Origin of the sequence: uncultured Lactobacillus sp. (genome assembly GCF_947367125.1) — a bacterium.
Taxonomy (GTDB): Bacteria; Bacillota; Bacilli; order Lactobacillales; family Lactobacillaceae; genus Lactobacillus.
Window position 1 is genome coordinate 41,890 of sequence record NZ_CANBCQ010000008.1, and the last position, 17,519, is coordinate 59,408.

18 protein-coding genes are annotated in these 17,519 nt (G+C 37.6%); 12 read left to right on the plus strand and 6 right to left on the minus strand.

Going from position 1 to position 17,519, the window contains the following annotated elements; all coding sequences use genetic code 11:
• Window positions 1-61: 61 nt before the first annotated feature.
• Complete coding sequence (locus Q0Y84_RS03685) at window positions 62-1,309, minus strand: MFS transporter (RefSeq protein WP_297950984.1); 1,248 nt, start codon at window positions 1,307-1,309, stop codon at window positions 62-64.
• Window positions 1,310-1,462: 153 nt separating this feature from the next.
• Between Q0Y84_RS03685 and Q0Y84_RS03690 the strand changes: the two genes are divergently transcribed.
• Entirely contained in the window at window positions 1,463-2,446 is a 984-nt protein-coding gene (locus Q0Y84_RS03690) for a cytochrome C5 (RefSeq protein ID WP_297950987.1), read from the plus strand.
• A 72-nt stretch (window positions 2,447-2,518) separates the two neighbouring features.
• Here Q0Y84_RS03690 and Q0Y84_RS03695 read toward each other — a convergent pair whose 3' ends face one another.
• Window positions 2,519-2,881 (minus strand): aggregation promoting factor surface protein, encoded by a 363-nt coding sequence (locus Q0Y84_RS03695; protein ID WP_297950990.1) that lies wholly within the window; start codon window positions 2,879-2,881, stop codon window positions 2,519-2,521.
• A 212-nt stretch (window positions 2,882-3,093) separates the two neighbouring features.
• Here Q0Y84_RS03695 and Q0Y84_RS03700 point away from each other — a divergent pair, with 212 nt between their 5' ends.
• From Q0Y84_RS03700 to Q0Y84_RS03720, 5 genes are all read left to right on the plus strand, one after another.
• Complete coding sequence (locus Q0Y84_RS03700) at window positions 3,094-5,631, plus strand: M1 family metallopeptidase (protein WP_297950992.1); 2,538 nt, start codon at window positions 3,094-3,096, stop codon at window positions 5,629-5,631.
• A 114-nt stretch (window positions 5,632-5,745) separates the two neighbouring features.
• Complete coding sequence (locus Q0Y84_RS03705) at window positions 5,746-7,239, plus strand: peptide MFS transporter (RefSeq protein WP_297950994.1); 1,494 nt, start codon at window positions 5,746-5,748, stop codon at window positions 7,237-7,239.
• A gap of 58 nt (window positions 7,240-7,297) precedes the next feature.
• Window positions 7,298-7,579, plus strand: a complete 282-nt coding sequence (locus Q0Y84_RS03710; protein ID WP_297950996.1) for a SemiSWEET family transporter — start codon at window positions 7,298-7,300, stop codon at window positions 7,577-7,579.
• 140 nt (window positions 7,580-7,719) lie between these two features.
• Window positions 7,720-8,169, plus strand: coding sequence for a LytTR family DNA-binding domain-containing protein (locus Q0Y84_RS03715; protein WP_297950998.1), 450 nt, complete (start codon window positions 7,720-7,722; stop codon window positions 8,167-8,169).
• A 2-nt stretch (window positions 8,170-8,171) separates the two neighbouring features.
• Window positions 8,172-8,933: a LiaF domain-containing protein gene (locus Q0Y84_RS03720; RefSeq protein WP_297951001.1), complete on the plus strand. Its 762-nt coding sequence runs from the start codon at window positions 8,172-8,174 to the stop codon at window positions 8,931-8,933.
• A 27-nt stretch (window positions 8,934-8,960) separates the two neighbouring features.
• Here Q0Y84_RS03720 and Q0Y84_RS03725 read toward each other — a convergent pair whose 3' ends face one another.
• Both Q0Y84_RS03725 and Q0Y84_RS03730 read right to left on the minus strand, forming a co-directional pair.
• Window positions 8,961-9,152 (minus strand): hypothetical protein, encoded by a 192-nt coding sequence (locus Q0Y84_RS03725; RefSeq protein WP_013086978.1) that lies wholly within the window; start codon window positions 9,150-9,152, stop codon window positions 8,961-8,963.
• A 91-nt stretch (window positions 9,153-9,243) separates the two neighbouring features.
• Complete coding sequence (locus Q0Y84_RS03730; protein WP_297951015.1) at window positions 9,244-10,446, minus strand: L,D-transpeptidase family protein; 1,203 nt, start codon at window positions 10,444-10,446, stop codon at window positions 9,244-9,246.
• 154 nt (window positions 10,447-10,600) lie between these two features.
• On the opposite strand from Q0Y84_RS03730, the gene Q0Y84_RS03735 reads away from it, so the two are divergent.
• The gene (locus tag Q0Y84_RS03735; protein ID WP_297951017.1) at window positions 10,601-11,398 is read left to right on the plus strand and encodes a DUF4931 domain-containing protein; all 798 of its coding nucleotides are present in this window, start codon (window positions 10,601-10,603) and stop codon (window positions 11,396-11,398) included.
• Window positions 11,399-11,492: 94 nt separating this feature from the next.
• Here the strand turns inward: Q0Y84_RS03735 and Q0Y84_RS03740 are convergent, their stop codons facing one another.
• The gene (locus Q0Y84_RS03740) at window positions 11,493-12,137 is read right to left on the minus strand and encodes a hypothetical protein (RefSeq protein WP_297951020.1); all 645 of its coding nucleotides are present in this window, start codon (window positions 12,135-12,137) and stop codon (window positions 11,493-11,495) included.
• 57 nt (window positions 12,138-12,194) lie between these two features.
• Here Q0Y84_RS03740 and yaaA point away from each other — a divergent pair, with 57 nt between their 5' ends.
• Entirely contained in the window at window positions 12,195-12,956 is a 762-nt protein-coding gene (gene yaaA, locus Q0Y84_RS03745) for a peroxide stress protein YaaA (protein WP_297951022.1), read from the plus strand.
• Here yaaA and Q0Y84_RS03750 read toward each other — a convergent pair.
• On the minus strand, window positions 12,953-13,708 hold the full coding sequence (locus tag Q0Y84_RS03750) for an alpha/beta fold hydrolase (protein ID WP_297951025.1): 756 nt from the start codon (window positions 13,706-13,708) through the stop codon (window positions 12,953-12,955). The two genes, yaaA and Q0Y84_RS03750, sit on opposite strands and share 4 nt — an antisense overlap.
• Window positions 13,709-13,838: 130 nt before the next feature.
• Here Q0Y84_RS03750 and Q0Y84_RS03755 point away from each other — a divergent pair, with 130 nt between their 5' ends.
• The 4 genes from Q0Y84_RS03755 (at window position 13,839) to Q0Y84_RS03770 (ending at window position 16,821) form a co-directional block, all read left to right on the plus strand.
• A complete protein-coding gene (locus Q0Y84_RS03755; RefSeq protein WP_297951027.1) occupies window positions 13,839-14,438 on the plus strand; it encodes a histidine phosphatase family protein in 600 nt (199 codons plus the stop codon).
• Between the two features lie 118 nt (window positions 14,439-14,556).
• Complete coding sequence (locus Q0Y84_RS03760) at window positions 14,557-15,081, plus strand: TetR/AcrR family transcriptional regulator (RefSeq protein ID WP_297951028.1); 525 nt, start codon at window positions 14,557-14,559, stop codon at window positions 15,079-15,081.
• A 2-nt stretch (window positions 15,082-15,083) separates the two neighbouring features.
• The gene (locus Q0Y84_RS03765) at window positions 15,084-16,145 is read left to right on the plus strand and encodes an ABC transporter permease (protein WP_297951030.1); all 1,062 of its coding nucleotides are present in this window, start codon (window positions 15,084-15,086) and stop codon (window positions 16,143-16,145) included.
• 1 nt (window position 16,146) lies between these two features.
• Complete coding sequence (locus Q0Y84_RS03770) at window positions 16,147-16,821, plus strand: ABC transporter ATP-binding protein (RefSeq protein WP_297951032.1); 675 nt, start codon at window positions 16,147-16,149, stop codon at window positions 16,819-16,821.
• Window positions 16,822-17,519: the final 698 nt, after the last annotated feature.

The window sequence follows — 17,519 nt, forward strand, 5'->3', positions numbered from 1 at the left end:
TGTGATATTTACAGCTCTTTTATTGCATTTTTAAATTCCATACTTTAGGAATATGCTTAACCTATCTATTCCGATAAGAAATTCCCCAAGCAAAAATCAAAACAAGCACAAAGTTGATCAGTAACGTAAATCCAGTTACCCAGAATACCGTTGCATAATTTGAAAAACCAGAAATAATCGATCCCATTAACGATCCTAACACGGCACCAACTGCTTGAAATGACTGGTTATAACTAAAGATTCGACCGAAACTTTCGCTTGGTGTGTTTAAAGTTAATACCGTCTGTGCTGCTGGCAACATCCCTGCACTAGCAATACCTAATAAGAAGCGCAGTCCTGCTAGTACCCAAGGCGAATTAGTCAAAGCCATTGGTACAAACAATGCGGCACCAACAACTAAGCCGATTCGCAATACGCGTAACGGTCCAACTTCATCCATCTTGTGTCCAATTCGCGATGCCGCAATTAGCGTTCCAAGACCAGGCGTTGCCGCAACAACACCTGCAACAAAGGCAACATCCCCGCCATGAGGCATCATTGATTTTACGTATAATGAAACAATTGGGTCAATTGACATGGTTGATGATTGTACCAACATGGTAGTAATAAACATCACCACAATCAATTTTACGCTAGGCAAGCTTTTCATGATTTCGCCCATTGGCTTCATCTTTTCACGAGAAATTGGAGTAAAGTCTTCGTGGACTAGGAACGTTGTTCCCAAAAATACGATGAACATTAAAACACCGGTAATGAAGAATGGGATCCGATACCCCCAGGCGCCACCAAACATATTGCCAAAGAAGCTGGAGAGAGCACCACCTAATAGCGGTCCAACCAAATTCCCGGCAGTTCCGGCAGTCATCATTTGACTCATGACCCAGCCGCTACGTTCATGCGGCGTTTCACTTGCCATTAAAGCGGTGGCGTTGTTAATATAACCAGAAAAAGAACCTTGAATAAAACGCATTACAATAATATAAATTGCATTGGGTGCAAATCCAGTTAGGGTAATAGTTAAAGCCATCACGCCTGAAGCCCGCATACACATTAGTTTCCGTCCTTTGCGGTCAGCTAAGTTGCCCCAGTAAGGTGAGACGATTGCCTGGGCAATAAAAGTCATCGCAAAAGCCAAACCTGAATAAAGGTTAACCTGTAATTTAGAGTAATTTCCTAAATCTGAAATAAACAATGAGATAAAGGGCATCGTCATTGAATAGCCCATTCCGGTAATAAAACAGCCCAGCCATAAAGTGTAGAAGGCCATATGCCAACCAGCCGGCAGTTTAGTCGATTTAGTTTTAGTCAAAAAGTCATCTCTTTCTAAAAAATAAGCACAGCGATTAACATTCATTTTAGCACATACAAAACAAAGCTAAATTTTTCCTGAAATTTCCTGCTTACTTAAAGCAAAAAAACGATAATGTGCTACTATAGTGCTTTGAGAAGGGAGTTGCAGTTTATGGCACATATGTCGCGACGTGAATATCGCATGAAAAAAGAGCACGGCCAAGCCGGCGCAGATCGTTCGCGTACTAATTATACTAAGAAAAGAGCAACTACACGCGAAGAATTTCGTAGCAGAAAAATTAACAATCCTCAGCCGATTGTTAATCAAAATGTCGCAAATGCATCAAGAGAAAATTACCATCATGTTAAATTGAACTTTTGGAATATTTTCTCTGATCGACCATATATTTCAGTTGCGATTATTGTTTTAGCTTTATTTTTCGCCATGATTAAATTCTGGTGGGGATTGGTTATCTTAGCCTTGATCGTTATTGCAGGGATTTTTATTATTGGTCACAGTCACCATCCTGATCGAGTTTTAAGTCTGGAATTTCATCTGAAAGCTTCAAGAAAATTAAGCATGTTAAGAGCACTAGAATTAGGTGGCTCAGTTACCATGTTTTTAGCTACTTATATGAAGCAAGTTGTCACAGTTGATTTTTCATCTGCAGGATCAACTGATAGTTTCCAACTTGTGCAAGGCATTCTCTCTAATAATGGTGGCGTTTATGGCCAACGTGGATCTTATTTCTTAAGTTTGCTCAATACCTTATCCGGTGGATCGCTTTGGAGTTCATATCGCTATGCTACTAACAGCGCCCAGATGATGAATTCGAGTTCTGGTCGCTGGATTATTATGTGGATTTTGTTATTGATGATTGCTCCAGCCTTCTGCGTATTGGCGCAATTCTTTAAAGAGCCATATTCGCGTAATGTAGCGTTAGTGACTTCGATTATTAGTACGGTTAGTTTTGTTTTAACCCCAGTCGTGATGCGTAAATGGGTTGTAGGCTATGCGATGGAAAATCAAATGGCCCGCGAAGCTGCTAATAATGCGGTACATATCGGCACGATGGCCTATGTAGGAATGGCGTGTTCGATCTTAGTTTTAGTCATTGCGCTCTATCGTTTTATTAAACAAGATAAATTTGAGTAAATTAAAAAACCAGCTTAGTCTAATTGACTAAACTGGTTTTCTTTAGCTTTGGGGAATTAAATGAATTTAATTTTAGTACCAGTTGTGAGCTAACCAAAATCTCTTGGCGTTAACCCATGAACCGTAACGACCATAAACGTAGTTGTCAGCAACACGTTCTTGGTTCTTAGGTGAAAGGTTACCACCTAAGTAGCTAATGTTTAATTGGTATTTACCGTAACAAACACCATTTCTAGCAGTGTAACTACCACCTGATTCGCGCATTGCGATCCATCTCTTGGCAGCTTTTTCTTTCTTAGAAAGCTTTCTAGCAGCTTGAACAGTTTGACTAGTTGAAGTGGTAGAAGCAAAAGTATCAGCAACTGCAACACAAGCAAAGGCAAGCGCTAAGGCAGCTAAGATTTTAACTAAAGTAGATTTAACATGTTTCTTCATTAATACATTCATCCTTATTAAATTTAATTAATTCTTTCAAAACTTATTTATTTCTTAATGACTATGCTTCTATAGTACAAGCTCAATATGACAGCAATGTTACAGAACTGAAACGTCATCCTTACAATCAACAAGAAATAGCCTTTTTTGAGCGCTTTCTTCTTTATTTTGGTAGAATTAAAATGAAATGAGTTATTAATAGGAGGTAGAAAATGGCAGTTAAACGTTTTTATGAAACTTTTCATCCAGAGCACTATGATTTGCGCATTAACGTAAACCGTAAACAAAAAGAAATTAATGGTACTTCAACAATTACCGGTGAAGTAATTGAAAACCCAGTATTTATTAACCAAAAATACATGACCATCGACAGCGTTAAGGTTGATGGCAAAAAAGTAGATTTTGAAGTGCTTGAAAAAGATGAAGCAATCAAAATTTCAACCGGTGTAAATAGCAAGGCTGTAATTGAAATTGCTTATAGTGCACCACTTACTGATACTATGATGGGTATTTATCCTTCATACTACGAGTTAGAAGGTAAAAGGAAGCAAATTATTGGTACCCAATTTGAAACTACTTTTGCTCGTCAAGCTTTTCCATGTGTTGATGAACCAGAAGCTAAGGCTACTTTTAGTCTTGCACTTAAGTGGGATGAAGAAGATGGCGAAGTTGCTCTTGCCAACATGCCTGAAGTTGAAGTAGACAAGGACGGCTACCACCATTTTGAAGAAACTGTTCGCATGTCTAGTTACTTGGTTGCCTTTGCCTTTGGTGACTTGCAATCAAAGACTACCCATACTAAGGATGGCGTCTTAATTGGTGTTTATGCAACTAAGGCCCACAAGCCTAAGGAATTAGACTTTGCTTTGGACGTTGCTAAGAACGCAATTGAATTTTACGAAGAATTTTACCAAACTAAGTATCCACTTCCACAATCATTGCAATTGGCTTTGCCAGATTTCAGTGCTGGTGCCATGGAAAACTGGGGGTTAGTAACTTACCGTGAAGCATATTTATTGCTTGATCCAGACAACACTAGTCTTGAAATGAAGAAGTTGGTTGCGACAGTTATTACCCACGAATTAGCTCACCAATGGTTCGGTGACTTAGTAACCATGAAGTGGTGGGATAACTTATGGCTTAACGAAAGTTTTGCTAACATGATGGAATACTTGTCAGTTGATGGCTTGAAGCCTGATTGGCATATTTGGGAAATGTTCCAAACCAGTGAAGCACCTGCAGCTTTGACTAGAGATGCTACTGATGGTGTTCAACCAATTCAAATGGAAATTAATGACCCAGCAGATATTGATTCTGCTTTTGACAGTGCCATTGTTTATGCCAAGGGTTCTAGAATGTTAGTGATGGTTCGTTCGCTTCTTGGTGATGATGCTTTAAGAAAAGGCTTGAAGTATTACTTCGATCACCACAAGTTCGGTAATGCCACTGGTGACGATCTTTGGGATGCCCTTTCAACCGCAACGGACCTTGATATTGGCAAGATTATGCACTCATGGTTAAAGCAACCAGGTTATCCAGTAGTTAGTGCATATGTTGATAGTAGCGATGGTCATTTAAAGCTTTCACAACAACAATTCTTCATCGGTGAAGGCAAAGACGTTGGTAGAAAATGGCAAATTCCATTGAATGCGAACTTCAAGGCACCTAAGATTATGTCTGACAAGGAAATTGATTTAGGTTACTACAAGAATTTACGTAGTAAAGCAGGTCACCCACTTAGAATTAATGTAGGTAACAACTCACACTTTATCGTTAAGTATGACAAGACTTTGCTTGATGATATTTTGGCTCATGTTGATGAACTTGACCCAATTGCCAAATTGCAATTATTGCAAGACTTACGTCTTTTAGCAGAAGGTAAACAAATCTCTTACGCTGAAATTGTGCCACTTTTGACTAAGTTTGCTGACTCAAAGTCAAGTGTAGTTATTAATGCTCTTTATGCTACTGCTGCTAAGTTGCGCCAATTTGTTGAACCTGAATCAGCTCAAGAAAAGGACTTAAAGAAGCTGTATGACAAGTTATCCGCTGGTCAAGTTGCTCGTTTGGGCTGGAAAGTGAAACCAGGTGAAAGCGATGAAGATGCACAAATTCGTCCATATGAATTAAGTGCCAGTCTTTACGCTGAAAACAAAGACTCAATTAAGACAGCTCATGAGATTTTCACTGCTAATGAAGACAACTTAGAAGCAATGAATGCTGATGTTCGTCCATATGTTTTAATCAATGAAGTAAAGAACTTTGGCAGCCACAACCTAATCGAAAACTTGATTAAGGAATACCAAAGAACTGCTGATCCTTCATACAAAGTTGATCTTCGTAGTGCAATTACTAGTACGATTGATCCGGCTGAAGTTGCGTTAGTTGTTGATAATTTTGAAAATGCTGACGTAATTAAACCACAAGACTTGCGTGGCTGGTATGCTGGCTTGCTCAGCAACCATCATGGCCAACAAGCAGCCTGGGACTGGATTAGAGAAGATTGGGATTGGCTTGATAAGACTGTTGGTGGTGACATGGAATTTACAACATTCATCACAGTAACTACTCGCGTCTTCCATACTCCAACTAGACTTAAAGAATTTAAAGAATTCTTTGAACCAAAGGTAAATATTCCACTTCTTAGTCGTGAAATTAAGATGGATACCAAGGTTATTGAAGGCAAAGTTGACTTAATCGAAGCTGAAAAAGTGGCTGTTAACAACGCAGTTGCTAAGGCAATCGATTAATTTGAAGTAATAATTACCTAATAAATAAGGATTCACTGTAAAAAGTGAATCCTTATTTTTCGTGGTATAATTATTTCTATTGTGCTTACCTATTGATAAGAAGGGAGTTTTTCTTTGGGTAAACGAGATTCAAATACAGAATTTTTTGGACAACCAAAGGGTTTGTCAACTTTATTCTTTACTGAAATGTGGGAGCGCTTCAGTTACTACGGGATGCGCGCCATCCTGCTTTTCTACATGTATTACGCAGTTACCAAGGGCGGTCTGGGTATGGACCAAACCACGGCTGCGTCAATCATGTCAATCTATGGTTCACTAGTTTATTTATCAACTTTAGTTGGTGGTTGGCTATCTGACCGTGTTTGGGGATCAAGAAAGACCGTCTTTTATGGCGGCGTTTTGATCATGTTAGGTCACATTGTCCTGGCACTTCCAGCTGGTGTAACGGCGTTGTATGCTTCAATTGCTTTAATCGTGGTGGGTACTGGTTTATTAAAGCCAAATGTATCTGACATGGTTGGTGGTCTTTATTCAGTTGAAGATCGCAGAAGAGATGCCGGTTTCAGCATCTTTGTCTTTGGGATTAACTTAGGATCATTTCTTGCACCATGGTTAGTTCCATGGGCAGCAGAAGGTTTTGGTTTCCATATTTTTGGTAATGAAATGAACTTCCATGCCGGCTTTTCTTTAGCTGCAATCGGGATGTTCTTTGGCTTAGTGCAATATGTTTGGGGCGGTAAAAAGTATCTTTCTCCTGAAAGTTTGACGCCTAATGATCCTATTAATAAAGGTGACTTGCTTAATATTATCAAGTGGGTAGTTATTGGGCTTGTGGTGATTACCCTTGTATTAACCGCAATGGCCGGTTTTGGTCAATTGAATGTTGATAATGTCATTACTTTATTGACTATTTTAGCGATTGCCTTGCCAATTTATTACTTCGTGATGATGTTACGTAGTTCAAAAGCAACTAAGGTTGAGCGTTCACGGGTCAAAGCTTACATTCCATTGTTTTTTGCGGCAGCTATTTTCTGGGGCATTGAAGAATCAGGCTCAGTAGTTTTAGCTCTATTTGCTGCTCAAAGAACCGTGCTTCATATTGGAAATTGGCATTTTGCGGCAGCTAACTTCCAATCACTTAACCCATTATTCATTATGATTTTAACGCCAGTCTTTGTTTGGCTTTGGGAACATTGGAAAAAGCAGCCAACAGCTCCAGGCAAATTTGCAGCAGGGCTAGTTTTTGCTGGTTTGTCATACATGTGGATGGCTTTGCCAGGGATGCTTTATGGTACAGCAGGCAAGGTTAGTCCATTTTGGCTAGTTGGCTCTTGGTTCTTAGTTGAAATTGCGGAAATGTTGATTTCACCGATTGGACTATCAATCACCACTAAGTTAGCGCCAGAAGCTTATCGTTCACAAATGATGAGTCTATGGTTCATGGCTGATGCGACAGGTCAGGCGGTTAATGCGCAGATTGTTAAATTTTATTCAACTGGCACGGAAGTCCAATATTTCATGGCTGTTGGTTTGGTCAGTGTAGCCTTTGCGGTAATAATGTTCTTTTTAGTTAAGAGAATTAATGTGCTAATGGAAGGTGTCCACTAAAATTAGATTTTTTGCAATGATCTCTGGTTTTTCATACAATAAACGATAAGGGAGAGATTTGTTAAAAAAATTTAAAGGATTAGATCGAAAAACTGTATTAACTATAGGACGTATTGGATCCGTGTTATCTGTACTGATGTACGTTTCTTATATTCCACAAATTATTAATAACTTGAACGGAAATTATGGAAATCCTGTTCAGCCATTAGTGGCAGCGATTAACTGCACGATTTGGGTACTCTATGCAGTTCTGAGTGAAAAGAAAGATTGGCCACTATTTACGGCTAATTTCCCAGGAATTATTTTCGGATTGATAACATTTTTTACTAGTTTACATTGATAATAAGTAATAAGACGGCAGAGGTCGTCTTATTTTTTTGCCACTTAGAAGTCAAAATTTACCGCTTAGTTCAAAATTATGGAAAAGTTAACTGAAATATTTTTTAATGTAAATATCAGATTTGTAAGGGAGTGAGAAACATGAAAGTAAAACTTGAGATTGATCCAGATGCCTCAGAAGATGAATTGATTATTAAGGCTAAAAATATTTCTCCAGAAATAGAACAGCTTTATCGCAAATTGCAAAATATAGAGCATGCAGATCAAATCGAGTGCTTCAAGGATAATGTTTCTTACTACTTACCACTGAACAAAATTTTATTTTTTGAAACAGATGCTAAGCAAGTAATTCTACATACACAAGATAGGGCATACTTGGTTAAACATAAATTGTATGAGCTGGAAAATATTTTAGGCGCAGGTTTCATGCGGATTTCCAAATCGACAATTATTAATTTAGATCAAATTTATGGTCTAACTCGGTCGATTTCGGATTGTAAAATCCAATTTCATGATACCTATAAAACCGTATATGCATCCCGTCGATATTATAAAGAATTGCGTACGCGCTTAGATGAAAGAAGGGCTTAATTATGAAAAATAATTTTAGCAGAATTTTATGGGGTGTGGGATTGCTAGCTGCAGCTGTACTCCTGGTTGTGAGTCAATTGGGACTATTAAGTTTTAAAATAGGCTTTTGGATGATTATTTTGACCGTCATTTTTGTGGCTTGCTTAATCAAAGGCTTGCTTGATCGCAGTATCTACGTTTCAGTTTTCTCAATTGCCTTTTTGGTAATTACTTATGCCGGACCGCTAGGAATTAAAAAGCTTCTGTCCGCTTGGATGATTCTGTTTATTGCCTTACTTGTTTCAATGGGATTGAGTTTACTTTTAAAGAGGGATTTTCGACCAAAAATCACAATTGAGAAGTCATTTAACTGGGATGATGACGATGACAGTAGCGATGATGACACGGAGACAACGGTAGTACATCATCATGTTCAAGATATGATTGAAGATGGTGATAACATCGTAATTAATCAAAAGATGGCTGGCGACTCGTCACGTTATATTCATTCACAAAATTTACAATCAATTAATCTTGAAGCTTCATTCGGTAATGCCAATATTTATCTTGATGATGCTAAAGCTGCTGGTGATACCGTCGTGCTTAATTTGACTGCATCAATGGGGAACGTAAATCTTTATGTACCATTGTCATGGCGAATTGATAATCAGTTGAGTGTTAGCCTTGGTAATGTAATAGTTAAAGGTAAAAGCAATGGAGGCGGCCCAACCTTGGTTTTAAAGGGTAGAGCTAACATGGGTAACGTGGTAATCAATTATATTTAAAAAAAGGCGTGAAAATTCACGTCTTTTTTAGCGCAATGCAATCCAATAACCGATTAATAAAATTCCGAAAACGAGGAAAATGATGGCTAAAGTGCGTTGCCATTTTGCCTCGTTTTTGTTTTCTGCTTGCTTTTGGTTGGCTTGTCCGTTTTTTTCGCTAAGATACTTGAAGTAAGAAATCACTGCCACAAATAGGCAGATAATACCAATAATTAACATGTCTAATCCTCTCAAAAATCTATATCTTTTCTATTAATTTTACGCAAAAAAATCGCCTGCTTCAATTGAAGTAGACGATTAATCTTTATTTTTAATATACGATAACAGCGTCGTTGGTCAAAACATTGTTCCAAACGCTTCTAATCTCAGCTGGACGAATGTTAACACAGCCATGCGAACCGCCAGTAAGATAAGCTGACTTACTCCAATCGTTACGCCAGCTAGCATCGTGTAAACCGCAGCCACTCAAGGTAAATGGCATCCAGTATTGAACTTTGGAGGCATACTTAGAACCGTCGTCGTTATAGCCACGAAGTACGCTTGGTGATTCCTTATACATGATGTACCAAACACCCTTAGGCGTAGCATTGCCCTTGTCTTCGGTTCCCGTTACTACATCATTTAAATGAACGGCAACTTTACCTTTGCGGACAACCCACAATTCTTGGTTTCTAATTGAAACAACGACATAGTTTTGACCGATACCATGATTGCTCTTGCCATAGCCGTGGGCATAAGCGCTGTAGCCATCACCGTAAATGTACTTGCTACCATCAACAGTAGTTTGACCATTAATCAAGGCTTTTTCTACTGCGGCTACAGCTTTCTTGACATAAATTCCCCAGCCATAGCTTTCGTTCTTAACGGTAATTGTTTTGCCGTTGACCTTGTTGCCGACGGGAACAGTGAACTTGTAACTCTTCTTCAGAGTTTTAACTTCCTGATCGATTTTTTCCAATTTGGCATGTAACTTCTTAATGTCAGTGAACTTGTACTTGCCATCTTTGTAAGTAACTTCGTGGATTAATTCATCAGCTCTTAGTTGATATTCCTTGCCGTTAATTTTATAAGTTATGACAGCCTTTTGAATCTTTTGCAAATTCTTTTTGGCTTCATCCATTTTGGCGGATTTGAAGACGTATTTTTGCTTACTTGGCAAATCAGTATGTTGTTTAGTAAAAATATTTTTAACTTCAGCTTGACTGATAGTTTGAACATTATCGTCTTTTTCAGCAATAATCTTTTTATCTCTTAAAAAGACCACATTGTCTGCTTGATCATTGATCTTGGCAGTTGCCTTATTAACCGTCAGCTTTCCGACCTTTACACCATAGATTGTAACGTTAGGATTAAAGTGTGTAGACGCATATTCACGTTGGCTACGCTCGGCTGCTACTCTTTGATTATGGATGAAAAAACCGCAAATAATTGCAATTACGGCAATTATGCCAATAATAATAAGATAGAGATTGTTGCGGTTGTTTCGCTTTCTCATTTCTGTTCTAGATTGCATTATTAAAACCCATCTCTTAACAAATTTCGAATGAACGTTTGCTTTGACACAGTATAACAAGTATTTTTATGCTAGTAAAGCCACAAAAAATTTATATATAGTAAAGCTATACTCATTTAATTTTAAACTATTTTAAGTAAAAAAAGGAATAAATATGACTAATGATCCACTTGTTTTTCAAATGGGCGTTGCTAAAGGCAAACCACAATCTTATCGCAAGGATAAGAAGGCCAATGTCTGTCCATTTTGTGATGTTGAAAATTTAACTGATATTTACGCTAAGGAAGGGGATATGATTTGGCTTAAGAATAAGTTTCCGACCTTACGTGATACCTGGCAGACTGTGTTAATTGAATCTAGCGATCACCACGGCGATCTTAGCACCTATACGCCAGAATATAACCGTCAGCTAATGCGTTTTGCGCTGGCATGTTTTGAAAAAATGCAGGCTAATGACCAATATGAGTCAATTGTTTGGTACAAGAATTATGGTCCACATTCCGGTGGCTCACTAATTCACCCGCATATGCAGATAGTTGGTTTTGAACATGAGGACGGCTACAAGTATATCCATCCCAATAACTTTGAAGGCGAGACTTTGTTTGAAAAAAGCGGAGTAGAAGTTAACATTGCTGAGCACCCCGTTCAAGGTTACACTGAACTCAATATTAATTTATTAGATAAAAATAGTATTGACTTGTGGGCCGACTGGATTCAAAGCGGTGCCAAGTATTTACTAAATATCATGTATAACGGGCACTGTGATTCTTATAATCTATTCTTTTATCCGCGTAACGATGGCGGTATTTGTGCTAAATATATTACGCGTTTTGAAGCACCACCATATTTTGTTGGCTATAAGTTGTCGCAAGTTAATGATGAAATTACGCTGGATAAAGAAGCACATCGTTTTAGAGAATTTTTTGATAATGGCTCAGTGATTGAAGCTTAAGCAAGGATCAATTTGATTCTTGTTTTTTGAAAATGAAAATAGCAACCACATAAGGTTGTAAAAAAGGCGTTCTTCCACGGAGAACGCCTTTTTACTAAAACTTCGTTTCTAAAATATCATCTTCAGGTCGGTGAGCTTGAATTCGTAATACTTGCCAAGAAAACTCATCATCTGGCTTAGTCAATTCAATGGTTAATTTTTGATCCTTATAATTAAAATCAAGATCAGTACGGTGTTCAATCCATTCTACCCGGTTAGGTTCTTCAGCTAGGCCTTCTACCACGATTTTATCAGGAAGAGGACTAGGCAAGAAGACGTATTTTTGGTAATTTGCGTGGCGATTTTCTAAAATAAAGCCATCGCTGCTGGTTAAAGCACTAGCTTGACCTTCATTGAAGGCGTGACCGAATTGGTGCATCCAATCATTGATCGTGTCTAGCATTGCTTGAGTTACGGCAGAAAACTTGCCTGCTGCAACGGGCACATTAATAATTGTAGCCTTACCAGCTTTACGGTTATTGATCATCGTGTCAATAACGTTATTCTTAGTTAAATCAGCACCATTTTCTGAATCAGCTAAAAAAATAGTATACTTAGCGCAAGCCGGCTTGAAGTCTTCAGTTTGACTGTCAGTTATCACTGCCCGGGCACCGATATTACGGGCTGTTTTTACTAAAAAGTCGGCATCGGCTTCACCGTTAAGTTGATAATTTAAGACAATTGCAAAATCAGGATTCATGTTTTTTCCTCCTTATTAATTACAATTTAGTTTAACGTAAAGGGACTGATTTCCAAAATGAAAGTTATTATTGCACCTGCAAAAATTATGAAAAGTGACCGTGATTCTTTTCCAGTTCAGTCAAAACCAGAATTTTTAGACCGGACGAGAATTCTGGCTAACTTTTTGAAATCACGCACTAATGCTCAATTAAATGACCTTTGGCAGGCCAGTGAAAAGGTAACCAAGCAGAGTATTTTACAATTAGAAGAGATGAATCTAGATGAATGCCTGACGCCAGCAATCCTAGCTTTTTCAGGGATTCAATATCAATATATGGCGCCGGACTTGTTCACTCAGCCGGCATTGGATTATATTCAAAAAAATTTGCGCATCTTGTCTGGCTTTTATGGGATGCTTAGACCATTTGATGGTGTTTGTCCGTATCGCTTAGAATTAAAGACGAAGATGGTCGGCTTTCGTGACTATAGCCTGTATCACTTTTGGGGAAGTTCAATTGCCGACCAACTTTATCAAAATGACGAGGTAGTTATTAATTTGGCTTCTAAACAATATGCACGATTGGTAAAGCCATTTTTAAATGAGCACCGGCAATTAATTACGATTGATTTTCAAGAATTAAAAAATGACAAATGGAAAACTGTTGGGGTTCATGCCAAGATGGCGCGCGGGGAAATGGTGCGCTACATTGCCGAAAGACAAATAAAAAATCCCGCTGATTTGCGAGATTTTCATGATTTTGAATTTCAATTCAAGCCTGAATTAAGTACAGCAGACCACTATGTTTTTCGTACCCAATTTGATTTCACTAGGCATTAGAATAATGGCTTCAAAAATTCTGCGGCTAAATCTGCGGCAGGTGTTTGGTATTGACCAGTGAAACTATGATCAGCATTTTCAATTGCATGAAGTTCACTATTTTCGTAGACTTCGTGATATTTCTTAGCGTATTTAGGATCAACTACTTCGTCATTAGTGCCATAAATGACTGAAGCAGGACCAGTAAAGCGTTGGGCTACTTCATAAATTGGTAAAACTTGAGCCGTTCTGAGATAAAAACCGCCTAATTTCATGCCTAATTTTTTACCAACAAGTGGAACTACTGGAGGGATGTGATTTGGATCATAAGTTGCACCTTGAGTATTGCCCTTAAGTGCATCATCTTTTAATTGAGCTGCTGGTGCTAACAAAACGACTTTTTTGATTACATCAGGATAAAGGCCAGCCAGCATCGAAGCAACTACGCCACCTTGTGAATGGCCGACTAAGAAAATATTGCGCACATGTGGGTCGGTGCGGACATAATTCAAAATTGCGTTGGCATCGGCAATTTCGTTAACAACAGTCATATCTTCGAATTTGCCGTCACTTTCGCCATGACCATTAAAATCAAAGCGGACGCTAGCCACGTTTTCATCACGTAATTTATCAGCGATTTCTCTTAATAAACCAGTATTGCGATTAGCGGTGAAACCATGCATTAAAATTGCCATATCGTAAATTTCACCAAAAGGCTCTTCGCGGTCTCCTACTAAAGTGAGGCCATCTCTTTCAATTGTAACGCGGGACATAATGTTTCCCCTTTCTAGGTATCTATTTCTATTTTAAGCTTTTTTGAATTTGAAAAAGCTAAAAAACAGTAAAGAAATGGAAAGATTCCCTAAATAAGGGTATGATTTTTAGGAAAAGGTGATGTGAAAAATGGAAATAGTTTTTATTCGTCATGGACAAACTGATGTAAATAAGGATAATCGACTTCAGGGAGCACAAGTGGACGCAGATTTAAATGAGTATGGCCGTGAATATGCCAGAAAGTCTGCCGCTAAGTTTGATGAAAGCCAATTTGATGTCGTTTATTCAAGTCCAATGAAAAGAGCAGTTGAAACTGCACAAATTTTTACTAAGGGTAAGAAAAAGCTAAATTTAGATAAACGTTTGCTAGAATTTGACTTTGGCGATTGGGATGGCAAAAAAATGGCTGAGATTGCTCAAGAATATCCAGATGTAGTCGATCCTTGGGGTAAAGTTACGCGAGATTATATTAAATATGCTAAAAATGGCGAAAGTTACCCTGAATTTGAGGCACGTTGCGCCAGCTTTTTAGACGAAGTCTATCAAAAATATCCCAATGGGAAAGTTTTGGTTGTCGCTCATGGCCGTTTAATTCGGATGATGGCAGCGCACTATTTGAGTGATGGTGATATGGATAAAATTGATACACCAGCTAATTGTGCTTTAAGCAAGTTTAGTGTGCATGATGGTCAAGCAAGAATGTGTTACTACAACCGCGTTTTAGCATAAAGAAGGCGAAAGCCTTCTTTTTTTGTGTCTATGTATTGACAATGCGTCACAATCAGTTATGATATAGGTACTTAATGACGCACTGTCATTTGTGTTATGAGAAAAGGGGATAATAAAAATGGTTAAACAAACTTTTAAAAATTTGCCGACTGCCAAACGTCAACGAATCGAAAATGTTTTATTAGAAGAATTTAGTACTTATCCATTGGCTGATGCTAAAGTTTCACATATTGTGAAAAAAGCCGATATTGCTCGTGGTGCTTTTTACAAGTACTTTGATGACTTAACTGATGCCTATGTTTATATGTACCATCTTGCAATTGAAGAGATCCATTCCAAGATGAGTCCAGATGAGAAGTTCGATCCGGATAACTTTTATGATCGGGTGATTAAATTTATTGATAAAACGCAAAACAGTAAATATGAACCAATGATGAAGCTGCATATGTCGCAGAATGAATATCTGATTCCAGATAATTTCAAAATTTATTCTCGGCAATTGTTAAAAATGGGACCACAATTGTGGAGTGCAATGGTTCTAAGTCATGAAGTAATTAACTTGTGTTTATCTGATCCAGAAAATGAAGCTAAGAATTTAGCTCGTTATAAGAAGAGCTTGTACATACTAGCAAAGGGGATGTAGCAATGTTTTTAGCACTTAAAGAGATTAAACATGAAAAATTGCGTTACGGTCTGATTATTTTGATGATCTTTTTGATCAGCTATTTAATTTTCATGCTGTCATCGTTAGCTGTGGGGTTGGCTAGTCAAAATACACAAGCGATTAAAGGCTGGAAAGCGCAAAAGATTGTTTTGAACAAAAATGCCAATGTCAGTTTAAGCCAATCGATTTTGACTAAAAATGATTTAAAAGATGCCAAAATTGGCAAAAATGAAGCAGTTATCGGACAATTAGGTATTGTGGCTAAGAAAAAAGGCAAGACGTCTATTTCAGCACAATTTTTAGGTGTTAAAAAAGATCAATTTATTTATCAGGATCAAGATTTAGTTGCTGGTAAAAAGGCCAAGACCAATAATCAAGTCACAGTTGATAGCAGCTTTAGAGATAAAGGTTATCGCTTAGGCGATAAAATTACCTTAAATGGTTCGAAAAAGAAGTACACCATTGTGGGCTTTGCTAATAATGCCAAAATTAATATTGCGCCAATTGTTTATGGCTCAATGAAAACTTGGAAAAAATTACGGATGGTGGCCCCGAATGTAGCTGCCGCTGCAATCATTTCTAAAAAGAGTAACTACAAGTTTAATCATGCGGACGCTAAGACTTACCCGATTAAAACCTTTATTAATAAGTTGCCCGGTTATACGGCACAAAATTTAACTTTTGAATTAATGATTGGCTTCTTGTTTGTGATTTCTTTGATTGTGATTGCTGTCTTCTTGTACATTCTGACTATGCAAAAGATGCACAACTTTGCCGTAATGCGGGCTCAAGGTATTCCTAGCAAGACTTTAGTTGGGGCTACAATCAGCCAATCCGTGATTTTAGTAGTGATTGGTGTCGTAATTGCAATTATCTTGATGTGGTTGACGGATCTAGCCTTGCCATCAGCTGTACCGATGACTTTCACCCCAACGATTATGATTAGTGGTTCATTAGGGATGTTAGTTATGGGGATTATTGGTAGTTTGATTCCGATTAAGTCAATTTTGAAGGTTGATCCAGCAAAGGCAATTGGTGAATAAAATGACAGTAATTGAATTAAAGGACGTTAAAAAAGTTTACGGTAAAGGTGAAGCACAAGTTGTAGCTTTAAATGACATTAATTTTCAAGCTGATAAAGGCGAAGTTGTTTTAATCATGGGACCGTCAGGCGCTGGTAAAAGTACTTTTTTGACCATTGCTGGTTCCTTGCAAAAGCCAACTTCAGGCGAGATCCTAATTAATGGTCAAGATATTAGCCATTTTTCAGCCAAGCAAAGTGGTGAGCTGCGCTTAAATAAAATTGGCTTTGTATTGCAAGCCTATAACTTAGTTCCATTTTTAAATGTTAAGGAGCAATTTACCTTAATTGATAAAGTAAAAAAGCAAAATAATTTATCTAAAGAAAAGTTGCAAGGGCTACTTAAGCAGTTAGGAATTGAAAAATTGCTTAAGAAATATCCGAATGAATTGTCAGGCGGTCAGCAGCAGCGGGTGGCGATTGCCACGGCGTTATATGCCAATCCAGATATTTTGCTGGCGGATGAGCCAACTGCTTCTCTGGATACCCAAAATGTTGAAGAAGTAGGACAGTTATTCAAGGATTTAGCTAAAAAACGTGATAAAGCGGTAATTTTGGTCACTCACGATCCGCGATTAGAAAAATACGCCGACCATATCTATGAAATGATGGACGGACAAATGACGCAGAAGAAATAAAAAAAGCTAACCCCTAAAACTGGACGTTAGTTTTAAGTATATTTATCTAAGGCAAGATTCCAATATCTCATTGGAGTCTTGCCTTTTTAGTATTGTACAATAAAGTTGTAATACACTATATAATCTCTGATTGCTTTAATAAAATTAGGTACCATTATTATCAAGATGATTAAAGCTCGACTGATTTGTAAATCTTTAGTCCAGTTTTGAAGATTTTTTCGGACTCATTAAAGGAGTTCTTTTATATGCGACATGCATTACTTAATGATTCAGCGTATAAAAGTATAGGATACGCGTTAATTATTGTAGTACTAATTATATTAACATTACCGTGGGTAAATCAGAAGCAACTAAATTACTGGCTTATAGGTTTTTATCTATTTATGCTTGGAGATTGGTCATGTACTTTCCTGCAACATCACTCTGTTTCCTTAGCATTAGGATTATTAATAGGTTATGTAATAGCAATAATTGTTTGTTTCCTACTGCTTTTTTATACTATTATTGTAAATAATTAGAAATACTAAAACGATTAATAATCTTTCTTTAATTAGTTAGATATTAGTCGTTTTATTTTTTACTAAGAAATTTAGGAGACTGTAAAATAGTTTGTGTAAGGATGAATGATTCCTTAAATTTATTTCTTTAAACATTAGAAAAAGGAGTTCCTTTCTCGTATGATTGATTTGAACAAATAA